General features: G+C 73.2%; 8 protein-coding genes. 4 read left to right on the top strand and 4 right to left on the bottom strand.

What is annotated here, in order from left to right; genetic code table 11:
- Positions 1 to 29 precede the first annotated feature (29 nt).
- Positions 30 to 1,496, top strand: a complete 1,467-nt coding sequence (locus B056_RS0115030) for a cytochrome P450 (RefSeq protein WP_018502689.1) — start codon at positions 30 to 32, stop codon at positions 1,494 to 1,496.
- On the opposite strand, the gene B056_RS0115025 is transcribed toward B056_RS0115030, so the two are convergent.
- A complete protein-coding gene (locus B056_RS0115025; protein ID WP_020572512.1) occupies positions 1,483 to 2,250 on the bottom strand; it encodes an AAA family ATPase in 768 nt (255 codons plus the stop codon). The genes B056_RS0115030 and B056_RS0115025 overlap by 14 nt on opposite strands.
- A 175-nt stretch (positions 2,251 to 2,425) precedes the next feature.
- Between B056_RS0115025 and B056_RS0115020 the strand changes: the two genes are divergently transcribed.
- Entirely contained in the window at positions 2,426 to 3,142 is a 717-nt protein-coding gene (locus B056_RS0115020; protein WP_018502687.1) for a nucleoside/nucleotide kinase family protein, read from the top strand.
- A 17-nt stretch (positions 3,143 to 3,159) separates the two neighbouring features.
- Here B056_RS0115020 and rpsA read toward each other — a convergent pair whose 3' ends face one another.
- The 3 genes from rpsA to B056_RS36575 all read right to left on the bottom strand — a co-directional run bounded on the left by rpsA (position 3,160) and on the right by B056_RS36575 (position 8,191).
- Positions 3,160 to 4,638, bottom strand: a complete 1,479-nt coding sequence (gene rpsA, locus B056_RS0115015) for a 30S ribosomal protein S1 (RefSeq protein WP_026239728.1) — start codon at positions 4,636 to 4,638, stop codon at positions 3,160 to 3,162.
- A 265-nt stretch (positions 4,639 to 4,903) separates the two neighbouring features.
- Positions 4,904 to 6,670, bottom strand: a complete 1,767-nt coding sequence (locus B056_RS0115010; RefSeq protein WP_018502685.1) for an acyltransferase family protein — start codon at positions 6,668 to 6,670, stop codon at positions 4,904 to 4,906.
- 135 nt (positions 6,671 to 6,805) lie between these two features.
- Positions 6,806 to 8,191: a glycosyltransferase family 39 protein gene (locus B056_RS36575; RefSeq protein WP_018502684.1), complete on the bottom strand. Its 1,386-nt coding sequence runs from the start codon at positions 8,189 to 8,191 to the stop codon at positions 6,806 to 6,808.
- A 393-nt stretch (positions 8,192 to 8,584) separates the two neighbouring features.
- Here B056_RS36575 and B056_RS0115000 point away from each other — a divergent pair, with 393 nt between their 5' ends.
- Together B056_RS0115000 and B056_RS0114995 are read left to right on the top strand one after the other, a co-directional pair.
- Positions 8,585 to 11,509, top strand: coding sequence for a DUF459 domain-containing protein (locus B056_RS0115000; protein WP_018502683.1), 2,925 nt, complete (start codon positions 8,585 to 8,587; stop codon positions 11,507 to 11,509).
- Positions 11,510 to 11,573: 64 nt separating this feature from the next.
- Positions 11,574 to 11,932: GDP-mannose 4,6-dehydratase (locus B056_RS0114995; RefSeq protein ID WP_035751566.1), on the top strand; the 359-nt coding region annotated here is incomplete at its 3' end.

Genomic DNA, 11,932 nt, shown 5'->3' with positions numbered 1-11,932 from the left:
CACGCTGACCCGGAGGCCGGAGACAGCACATGACCCATCCCAACCCCCGCCAGCTCGGCACGTGCGCGAGCGGCATGCCCCGCGCGCTCGGCGCCGTCCGCCAGCTCGGCGCGCTGCGCCAGTACGGCGCGTCCTGCCCGACACCGACCACCCGCCACGGCGGGCCCGAGGACACCCCCTCCGGCGAGCCCGCGCCCGGACCACCCGGCCCCCCGCCCGGCGGACCCCGCGGGGGGCCGGTACGCGGCGCGGCGGGCACCCGCCCGCCGGCCCGACCGGATCTCGGTGCGCGCTGGCCGGCGCACACCACCGCCGTCCGGCTGCCGGCCGACGGCCCCGGGGACGACCGCGCCGCGTTCTACCGGCGGATCCGCGACGAGCACGGCCCGGTCGCCCCGGTCCTGCTCGAGGGGGACGTCCCGGCCTGGCTGGTGCTCGGCTACCGCGAGGTCGTCTACGTGGCCGGCACCCCGGCCCTGTTCGGCCGGGACTGCCGGATCTGGAACGCCTGGGACCGCGTCCCGCCGGCCTGGCCGCTGCAGTCGATGGTCGGCCAGCGGCCGTCGCTGCGGGCCCTCGACGGGCCCGCCCACGCCCGCCGGCTGGGCGCCGTCGGCGACGTGCTCGGCATGTTCGAGCCGCACGGTCTGCGGGCGCGGGCGGCCAGCGGCGCCGACGCCCTGATCGACGCGCTGGCCGGCGACGGCCGCGCCGAGCTCATGACCCAGTACGCCAGCCCGCTGCCGGCGATGGTCGCGGCCGGGATGTGGGGGCTGCCCGACACCGACCTGGCCGCGCTCGCCCGGGATCTGACCCTGCTCGTCAGCGGCGGGACAGGAGCCCGCGACGCGCGCCGCCGGGCCCACGCGATGCTCACCCGGGTGGTCCGCCGCCGCCGCGCGCAGCCGGGCGACGACGCGGTGTCGGCGCTGCTCACCCACCCGGCCGGCCTGCGCGACGAAGAGGTCGTCGAGGACGTCATGGCGACGCTGATCGCCGGTCAGGCGCCGACCGCGGACTGGATCGGGAACACGCTGCGGCTGATGCTGACCGACCCGCGGTTCGCCACCGACCTGGCCGGCGGACGGCTCAGCGTGGGGGACGCGATGGCCGAGGTGCTGTGGGCGGACCCGCCGATCCAGAACCTCGTCGCCCGGTGGGCCCGGCGCGACGTCCGGCTCGGCGGGCGCTGGATCCGCGCGGGCGACCTGCTCCTGTTCGGCCTGTCGGCCGCGAACTCCGACCCGTGGGCGCGGCCCCAGCCGACCGGACGCCCGTCGGGCAACCACGCCCATCTGGCATTCGGCCACGGCGAGCACCGCTGCCCCTACCCCGCCCAGATGGCGGCCGAGACGATCGCGACCACGGCGATCGAGGTGCTCCTGGACCGGCTGCCCGATCTGGAGCTCGCCGTCGAACCGCGGGACCTGCGCTGGCGCCCGTCGGTGTGGACGCGCGGGGTCGCGGCGCTCCCGGTGCGCTTCACGCCTCCCTGAGCGGCCCCGGCCAGGGCCCGGTCGCCTCGCCACCCGGCCCGGGGATCGGCGGGCGCGGCAGCCCGACGGCGTCCAGGATCCCGGTCACCTCCGCCAGCACGTCCGCGGCCGGCGCGTCCGCGTCGACGACGACGCAGTCGACGGCGGACATCACCTCGTCGTAGCGCGCGCACGCCTCGACGGCCTCCCGCAGGACCGCGGCCTCGTCCACCGGCCCCACCGACCCCGGCCCCACCGACTCCAGCGCCACCGACTCCAGCCCCACCGACTCCCGCGCCACCGCCCGGCGGGCCAGCCGCGCGGCCGCCACCTCGGGTGAGACGCGCAGGTAGAGAACGAGGTCGGGGACGGGCACATACGAGGCGATCTGCAGGTACCACTCGGCGTGGTCGCCGATGTCCCCGCAGTAGACCTCCCAGGTCTGAAGCCAGCGGTCGGCCACCACCAGGTCGAAACCCGCCAGGAACTCCTCCTGGTACCGGAACTGGACGGCGGCCTCGATCAGGCGGGCGGCGTGCACGAGACTCGCCGGCACCGCGCCGAGCGGCTCACCGCGGGCCCTCGGCCACCGCATCAGGTCCCGGAACACGGCGTCGGTCTGTGCCGCCAGGGGCAGGTGCAGCGCCGCCGGCGCCGCGGTCAGCCGCCGCGCCAGGGTGAGCTTCCCCGCCCCCGCCGGGCCCTCGACGGCCAGCATCGCGTAAGGACGCGCCGGCGCGGCGCCGAGGTCGAAGACGTCGCTGGCCAAGAGCATCCCGAGGCGAATCACCACCACGGACGGCCCCGCGGCGAGCTGTGCGGCCCGATTCTGGTACCAGTCGGGCGAACCGGCAATAGCCGCCAGCCGCGTTTACGGCGTCGTAACACCGCGCCGGCCCCGCTCACCCGAGCGGCGGACACGCCCGTCGCCGGCGATCTACAGTTCGGGCATGAGCCGGAGAGATCCACTGCTCGTGGCCGTGGAGGGTGTCGACGGAGCCGGAAAGACCACGCTCATCCGCGGCCTGGAGACGGTGCTGCGCCCACTGCGCGGAACCCGGCCGGCCCGGGTGTGCGTGGAGATCTTCCGGGCGATCGCCGAGCCCGACGACACCGTCCTGCACCAGACGGTCATCCCCGGCCCGGTGCGGCGGCTGGCCCACCTGATCGAGCTCTCCGCCCAGCTGCGCTACCGCACCGGCCCGGACGGGCGTCCCGACCTGCTTTTCGACCGGTGGGTCCAGTCCTCGGAGGTGCACTGCGGGCCGTACGGGGAGCAGCACCGGCCCTGGCTCGAGCACATGGAGGCCCTGCTCCCCCGCCCAAATCCGCTGCTGTGGCTGCGGGTACCGCCCGCGCTCGCCTACGAGCGGATGGTCGCCCGCGGCGACCGCCGGACCCGGGTCCTCACCCCGGCCGCGCTGCGCGCCCATCTCGTCGAGCAGGCCGACGGCTACGAGAAGACCATGGCCCGGGCCGACAACGTCATCGAGCTGGACGGGACGCAGTCCCGGGAGAAACTGCTCGACCAGGCGGCGGCGGCGATCGAGTCCGTCGCCGCGCGGGCCGGCGGGGTCTCTCAGGCCGGCGGGGCCGTGCGGACCGGCGGGGCCGTCACCACCCCGAACGTGCTTCAGGGCCCGTGGGATGTTCCCCACGGGCCCTGAAGTCACCTGCCTACGGCCTACTCGCGGCCGAACTGCTCCCGCAGACGCCGCAGCGCCTCCTCGTCGATCGCCGAAGCGGGCTGCTCCGACTGCGAGGTGTAGGAGGACGGTGCCGCCGCGGCGGCGTCGGCCTCCTGCGCGGCCCGGATCTGGGCCTGGTGGGCCTCGAACCGGGTCTGGGCCTCCGCGTACTGCCGCTCCCACTCGGCCTGCTGCTCCTCGAAGCCCGGCAGCCACTCGCCGGTCTCGGGGTCGAAGCCCTCGGGGTACACGTAGTTGCCCTGCTCGTCGTACTTGGCTTCCATGCCGTACTGGCTCGGGTCGAACGAGTCGCCCTCACCCGCCAGCCCGGAGACCTCGTTCGCCTGCTTGAGCGAGAGGCTGATACGGCGCCGGTCGAGGTCGATGTCGATGACCTTGACCAGGATCTCGTCGCCCACGTTCACGACCTGCTCGGGGATCTCGACGTGGCGCTCGGCCAGCTCCGAGATGTGCACCAGGCCCTCGATGCCCTCGTCCACGCGGACGAACGCGCCGAACGGCACGAGCTTGGTGACCCGACCGGGCACGACCTGGCCGATCGCGTGCGTGCGGGCGAACTGGCGCCACGGGTCCTCCTGCGTCGCCTTCAGCGACAGGGAGACCCGCTCGCGGTCCAGGTCGACGTCGAGAACCTCGACGGTGACCTCCTGGCCGACCTCGACCACCTCGGACGGGTGGTCGATGTGCTTCCAGGACAGCTCGGACACGTGCACGAGGCCGTCGACGCCACCCAGGTCCACGAAGGCACCGAAGTTGACGATGGAGCTGACCACACCCTTGCGGATCTGGCCCTTGGCGAGCTGGGCCAGGAACTCCGACCGCACCTCGCTCTGGGTCTGCTCCAGCCAGGCGCGGCGGGACAGAACCACGTTGTTGCGGTTCTTGTCCAGCTCAATGATCTTGGCCTCGAGCTCACGGCCCACGTAGGGCTGGAGGTCGCGGACCCGGCGCATCTCCACGAGGGAGGCGGGGAGGAAGCCGCGCAGGCCGATGTCGAGGATGAGACCACCCTTGACGACCTCGATGACGGTGCCGGTGACGACGCCGTCCTCCTCCTTGAGCTTCTCGATCGTGCCCCAGGCGCGCTCGTACTGAGCACGCTTCTTGGACAGGATCAGACGACCTTCCTTGTCCTCCTTCTGGAGGACAAGGGCCTCGACGTGGTCGCCGACCGTGACGACCTCGTGCGGATCGACATCGTGCTTGATCGAGAGTTCCCGGGACGGGATGACACCCTCGGTCTTGTAACCGATGTCGAGCAGCACCTCGTCACGGTCCACCTTGACGATGATGCCGTCGACGATGTCGCCGTCGTTGAAGAACTTGATCGTCTTGTCGACCGCGGCGAGGAAGTCCTCCGCCGTGCCGATGTCGTTGACCGCAACCTGTGGTGTGGTCGGGCTGTGCGAGGTGGTCACGGTCTCCACGGGTCGTACGTCGGTGGTGCTCGTCAAGGGGTCGGCTCCGACTGGGAATCGTCAAACGCGCGAGGGCCGGATCGAACCGCCGGGACGGAGGGACAGGCACCGAACACAAGAACGACACTGTCAGAACCGATAACGACTGCTCGAGTGGATCCGCTCGGTCTGAGACCCACGAACCCTCGTGCAACTCCCAAGTCTAGGGAGCGGTGTCCCGCGAGGTCAACGGGAGAGCGCACAGACTCCGAGCCAGTCCTGCCGAGACCCTCACCCTGTGGGGCTCTCATAGTACGAAAAGTCACCAGCCATCGTCCCGGCCGCGGTCGGGAATGTGGCCCAGTCGGCTCTCCGCGGTGCCGTCCGGGCCGGGGCCGCCGGGACCTGACACCCCGCGGCCCGGCACCCCACGCTCCGGCACCCCACGGCCCGGCCGCGCGCGCGGACGTGGCGCCGGGCCCGGTGACCGGTCCGCCGCCGGGTCGCCCGAACGGGCGCCGGGCCCGGCGCCGGAGCGGTCCCCGACCCCCCGGCCGGTCCGCAGCGGCATCGTCCGCGCCGACTCGCCGTCGGGGGCGCCACCGAGGGCGCCGTCGGCTCCGGGGTGTCCGGCACCGGACAGCTCCTGGCGCCACCTCTCGTCCACCTGGGACTCCACCGACCAGCGCTCGTCGACGCCGGCCGGCGCCCGCGCGCCGGCGGGGCCCGGTCCGCCGGCCCCCGCCGGCACCGGCCGGGACCGCGCGCGCACCCGGCGGGCCCACTCCCGGCCGAGCGCCATGCAGGGCCGTTCCACCAGGAAGTAGGTGATCGTGGAGACCGCGCAGGTCAGTGCCAGCACCAGCAGGAAGAACGGGACGAACGCGAGCTCACCGGCGGCCGTCCCGGTGTGCTCGGCGACGACCTCGATCACCACCGTGTGCCACAGGTAGATCCCGTACGAGATGAGGCCGAGGTAGGCCATCGGGCGGCAGGTCAGCAGCCGCCGTACCAGGCCCTGGTCGGCCGGCCCGAACACCGCGGGCAGGATCAGGAAGAAGCCGAAGAGGCCGTAGAAGAGGTGCCGGCCCATGTCCTGGGTGCGGTCGGGCACGAACAGCGGCGTCAGCGGCAGGGTGATCCGGGTGCTGGCCACCCAGTAGAAGAACGCCGCGACGAGCCAGCAGGCCTCGCCGGACCACCGCCACCGCGCCCACGCCGGCGACCGCCCGTTCTGCACGTACCACGCGGAGAGGACGGCGAGCAGCATGCCCATGGCGAACAGGTCCCACCAGACCGGCAGCCAGACCGTCCAGCCGTCGGCCCACCAGATGCGCGAGCCGATCAGCGCGTAGTGCAGGACCCGGCTGATCACGAAGATCACGGCGAGGGCGGCGAGCTCGACCCTGAACTGGGCGCCGGGCGTCCGCCGGCGGCGGACGAGCAGCCAGGCGTACAGGGGGACGGAGATGTAGAAGGCGAACTCGACGTTGAGCGTCCACGCCTGGGTGAGGCCCTGGATGGCCCAGTGGTTCCGGTAGCCCTGCATGAAGAAGGCCGTCTGCAGGAGCCCGGGGAACCCGTGGACGCCCATCTTGTCGTTGGACACGACGTTGAGCGCCACCGCCAGCGCCAGCCAGTACAGCGGGATGATCCGCACCAGCCGGCGGATGTAGAACCCGGCGGCGTCCGGAGCGCTCCGGCCGCTCAGGTGCGCCACGGCGAACGGGCGGTAGAGCAGGAAGCCCGAGATCAGGAAGAAGACCGCGACGCCGATCTCCCCACGGGCGGTGTAGACGCCGATCGGGTTGCCGGTGGTCAGCCCACTGTTGAACGCCACGTGGACGACCAGGACCAGCAGCGCCGCGATCGCCCGCAGGCCGTCGAAGCCCGCGAACACCACCGGCGCGCCCACCGGGCCCGGTGGCCCCGCCACCGCGGTCGACACCCCGGCCGGCGCCCCGGACGCGGACGGCACGGCGGACCCGGACGGCACGGCGGCGACGGCCGCTCCCGGGCTCGCCTCGGCCGCGTGGTCCGGTCGACCCGGCGCCCGGTCACCGCTCCCGCGGTCGAAACCGGCGGTCACCGACTGTGACCACTACTGTCGGCGATGTCTGGCACGGTCGCAAGGTACCAGGCGATACCCGACGGGTCGGCGGCCCGCGCCACCCGGCGAGCCGAGTACGGACCCCGAAATCGGCGCCGGAGGGCAGCGGAACGGTCACTCTGCGCACCCGTTCGGGACCGCGGTGCCGTTCGGGACCGCGGTGCCGTTCGGGACCGCGGTGCCGGGCGAGCCCGTCCGACGACGGCGCAGCGCACCGACGACGGCCGCGATCCCGACCGCGGCGAGCAGGACGACCGCCGGCTCGGCGCACGCCCGGAACCGGGTCGTGCCGTAGACCAGCACCGAGGCCAACGTGAGTGTGACCGGCACCGCCAGCAGCGGCAGCAGGACGACCCCCCGACGGCGCAGCACCACCGTGCCGGCGACGGCGGCCAGTTCGAGCACCCAGAGGCAGACCATGCCGAGCCGGCTCAGCCCCAGCGGGCGCAGCTCCACGCCGTCGAACTCGGTCTGCTGCCACGGCCGGTAGAGGCCCCACGTCCGGCCGGCCCGGGCGGCGGCGACGCGGGGCAGCTCACCGGCGTTGTCACCGATGAACCGGTAGGCGGCCTCCCGGTAGTAGACGTCCCGCTCGGAGCGCTCCAACGGCGCCTGGTCCAGGGCCTGGATGCAGTCGAACGACCACCACCCCGTGTACTTGCCGAAGTAGCTCGCCTCGCAGTGGGTGACGGCCAGCGTCGAGCCGAGCCCGGACGAGAGGAACTCGGGCTCCTCGAACCGGGACAGGTTGTAGGCCACCCAGGGGGCCACCACGACGACGCTCGTGCCGGCGGCGGCCGCGAGCAGGCCGAGACGGCGCCGCCACGGCAGCGGACGGCTCATCGCGATCAGCGGCACCACGAGCACCAGGGCGAGCAGCGCCAGCTCGGCGCGGGCGAGCATCGCGGCGGCCAGCGCCGCGCCGAGCCAGCAGGCGTCCGGCACGGTCCGCCGGTCCCAGAAGCGATGAGCGGCGGCGATCAGCAGGGCGCAGGTCAGGATCCCGGTGGTCTCGGACATCACCAGGGCGTCGTTGAGCCACATCCCCGGGTAGAGCGCCGCGATGCCGGCGGCGAGCAGGCCGACGGCCGGCCCGGCGGCCCGGCGGCCCACCAGGCCGACGACGCCGACCGACATCGCGCCGAGCAGGCACGAGAAGATCTGGTGCGACAGGAACCCGGTGAAGCCGAGCACGGACGGGATGGCGAGCAGCGCACTAGTCAGTGGTGGGTGCTGCGCGTCTGGGACGTATCTGTCGAAGTACCGCAACTCGAACGGATCGGGCCAGCCACGCCCGTCCGCGAACAGGTTGGCGGCCTGGTGATAATAGAAAGGGTCACCGTCGACGACCGCGGGATGCATCCATCCGAACAGGTAGCCGAGGCGGAGGCCGAGACCGACGGCGACCACCACCAGCAGGCCGGCCCACCACGCCCGCGGGGCCGGGGCGAGCCGAGGCGGCGTTTCGGACCGCGCGTCGGGATCCGACGGGCCAGGCACTTCGAGCTCGCCGGACCCGGCCGGACGGCCCTTTCCAGGGCGCCCACCGGATCCCGACCATCGGCCCACACCCCGCGACCGATGTGCCCCGGGCGGACGGGGCACCGGCGTGAGCTGACCCTCATCCGACAGAACGTGCGCGGACCCGTCTGATCGATCCGTCGTAGCCTCGACGACAGAACCTGGCGATCTGGACATACCAGATGAATCGCGCGGAACTGGGAGACCGTCGGGATCGCCGGCGGTGACCGACGGTGAGCTGCTGTCAGGCACTCGCGGAAGGTACCAATGCTGGCCCATTGGAGGTATTGCCGAGCCCGACATCTCCGGTCTGGGAGTACCACGCGTTTCCCCTGACCGGAAGCGCGGATTAGCCTTGCCGACCGGGCCCATGTGCTGCTCCCGGTACGCGAGCGGACACGGCGCCGGCCGCACCGGGCCCCGTCCGGCCTGATCAGACGGCCCGCCGCGACACCTGCGCACCTACGACTCTGGAAGGGGACCGGGCTGAGCCGCCGAGACACCGACACCTACCCGCTGGCCCGCCCCCGCCCCGGTCAGCCGGAGGACGGTCACCCAGCCGGACCTGGCGCGGCCGCGGACCCAGGTGTCGACACCGATCTTCGTGCCGCGGGGCGACGCGCGGACGCGGACAGCGGCATGGACCACTCCGAGGCCACGGATCACCTGGACGGCCTGTACCTCGACCGGTCCCGGCTCGACGCCGCGTACCAGGACGACGCCTACCCGGACCCGGAGGGCCGCCTGCGCCGGGCCGGCGCGTACCGCGGCGACGAGACCGAGCACATCGAACGCCGGGCCGCCGCCGCGCGGGACCCGCGGGCGGCGGCCCGGGACGCCGACGATCGCACTCGCGTCATCGCCCGCCCCCGCGTCCCCGCCCTGGCCGGGCGCGCCGCCCGCCCGGGACGTCCCGTGAACGACCGGGGCCCGCACGGCGACCACGAGCCCGTCGGAAGCGGGCCACCGCGGCCACGCGCCGCCGAGCCGGCCGAGACCCGGCGGGCCGGTTCCCGCCAGCCGGTGGCCGACCTGTCCGGACTGTCCGGCCTCTCCAGGCGGCGTGCGCCGGGCGGGCCGCGCGAGGCGGCCCACCCCCGCGGTCCGGGCACCCCGCGGCAGCCGGGCCCCGGTGCCCGCGGCCGCGGCGCCGACCCGCTCGCCACCGGACCGCTCGCCACCGGACCGCTCAAGACCGAGCAACTCGCCACCGGACCGCTCGCGAAGGGGCAGCCGGACACCGGACCACCGGAGACCGGACCGCTCGAGACCGGCCCCCTCACCGCGCCGGTACTGGCACCATTGGGCCACTCCCCCGCGCTGGACGGCCTACGCGCCCTGGCCGTCCTCGGGGTGATGGCCTACCACGCGGGCCTGAGCTGGATGCCGGGCGGACTGCTCGGCGTCGACGCCTTCTTCGTCCTCTCCGGATTCCTGATCACCGGCCTGCTGGTGGCCGAGTACCGGACCACCCGGCGCATCGACCTGAAGTCGTTCTGGATCCGCCGCACCCGCCGCCTGATGCCGGCCCTGCTGACGATGATGCTGGGCGTGGCGGCCTACGCCCGGTTCGTCGCCGAACCCAGCGAGGTCGAGACCCTGCGCGCGGACGCGCTGTCGACCCTCGGGTACGTCGCCAACTGGCGGTTCGCGCTGTCGGACCAGAGCTACTTCGACCACTTCTCCGCCCCGTCCCCGCTGCTGCACACCTGGTCGCTGGCGGTGGAGGAGCAGTTCTACGTCCTGTGGCCGCTCGCCGTCTACCTGCTGATGTGGCACAGCGGGCGCACCACCACACGCTGGCGCAACCAACGCCGCAAGGCGCAGACCCTGATCCTGACCGTCGCCGTGCTGGGCGCGGAGGCGTCCGCGCTGCTCGGGCTGCTGCTGGTCGTGCTGGGCGCGGACGCCTCCCGCATCTACTACGGCACGGACACCCGCGCGCAGGCGCTGCTGGCCGGCGCGGCGCTGGCGGTGTGGCGGATCCAGCGCCGGACACCGCTCACCGAACGGACGAAGAAGGGCCTGGCCGTCGCCGGCTGCCTCGCCGGGGTGGCGATGCTCACGGTCTTCGCGACCGTCGACGGCGAGAGCCGGGTGCTCTACTCCGGCGGTTTCCTCGGCGTGGCGGTGATCGTGATGCTGCTGATCGCCTCGATCGTCGAGGTGCCCCGCGGGCCGGCCGCGCGGGTGCTGTCACTGCCGCCGCTGCCCACCATCGGCCGGGTCTCCTACGGCCTCTACCTGTGGCACTGGCCGGTCTTCCTGACCGTCACCGCCGCCCGCACCGGGCTCAGCGGCGCCGCGCTGCTCGGCGTGCGGGCGGCCGTGACGGCGGCGATCACCATCGCCTCGTTCCACCTGGTCGAGAACCCGATCAGGCGACGGAAGATCCGTTTCCCCAAGCCGCGGATCACCGTCCCGGCCACGATCTGCGCGGTCGTCGCGCTGGTGATGGTCGCCACGATCCCGGACCCGTCCGCCGGCCGCGGCGCGGCGGACCTGGAACAGCTGGCCGCGCGGGCCGCCACCGCGGCACCGCCGACCGCCCGGGCCGAGCCGGTCACGGGCCGCCCGCTGCGGGCCATCCTGGCCGGGGACTCGCTCGCGCTCACCCTCGGCTTCAGCGAGTTCTCCACCGCCGCCGCCCGCGAGGGCCTGGAGATCCACGACGCCTCCCAGCTCGGGTGCGGGGTGAGCCGCTCGCCGCGCCGCTTCCTCATGGGCGAGGTGAACCTGCCACCTCCGGGGTGCGACCAGTGGCCCACCCGCCTCAGCCGGAAGGTCGACGAGCTCCACCCCGATCTGGCCCTGCTGCTGGTCGGGCGCTGGGAGGTCACCGACCAGTACCTCGACGGCCGACGGACCCACATCGGCGATCCGGCGTTCGACGCCTACCTCGGGCGCGAGCTCGACCTGGCGATCACCACTCTCTCGGCCCGTGGCGCGAAGGTGGTCCTGCTGACCACCCCGATGTTCGAGGAGGGTGAGGCGGCGGACGGCAGCATCTACCCGGAAACCCGGGCCGACCGGGTGATCGAGTTCAACAAGCTGCTTCGTCAGGCCGCCGCGCGGCACTCCGCCGTCACCACCGTCATCGATCTCGCCGCGGCGCTCAGTCCGGGCAACGCGTACCGCGGTGAGATCGACGGTGTTCGCGTGCGTGACGACGACGGTGTTCACATCAGCAACGGCGGCGGAGCACGAGCCGGCCAGATGGTGCTACCCGACCTTCTCAAACTGGCCCGACCGGCCACGGCCAGTAGTGCCGACGGGCCGACCCCGGCACCCGAGTGACCCGGCCGCTTTACCTGACGCTAACCTTCCGCAGCAGTACTCCACGGGCCACAGGAGGATGATCGTGCCTCGCGCGCTGATTACGGGAATCACCGGCCAGGACGGGTTGTACCTGGGGGAGTTGCTGGTTGGGCGGGGTTATGAGGTGTTCGGGCTGGTGCGCGGGCAGTCGAACCCGAAGGTGGCGACCGTGGAGCGGCTGGTGCCGGGGGTCGTGTTGTTGGAGGGTGACCTGACGGATCTTCCGTCGTTGATCGGNGCGGTGGAGATCTCCCAGCCTGACGAGGTGTACAACCTGGGCGCGATCTCGTTCGTCGGGCTGTCCTGGAAGCAGGCGGAGCTGACGGGGGAGACGACGGGTATGGGGGTGCTGCGGGTTCTGGAGGCGCTGCGGATCGCGGGTGGTAACGACCTGTCCCGGGT

Source organism: Parafrankia discariae (genome assembly GCF_000373365.1).
Classification (GTDB): Bacteria; Actinomycetota; Actinomycetes; order Frankiales; family Frankiaceae; genus Parafrankia; species Parafrankia discariae.
Note: the sequence above shows the minus strand (reverse complement) of the source record. Positions and strands in the feature narration are given on the sequence as shown.

What these genes read in the sequence shown, in the direction of transcription:
- B056_RS0115030 (WP_018502689.1), top strand. Translation starts at nt 30, where the DNA reads ATGACCCATCCCAACCCCCGCCAGCTCGGCACGTGCGCGAGCGGCATG.
- B056_RS0115025 (WP_020572512.1), bottom strand. Translation starts at nt 2,250, where the DNA reads ATGCTCTTGGCCAGCGACGTCTTCGACCTCGGCGCCGCGCCGGCGCGT.
- B056_RS0115020 (WP_018502687.1), top strand. Translation starts at nt 2,426, where the DNA reads ATGAGCCGGAGAGATCCACTGCTCGTGGCCGTGGAGGGTGTCGACGGA.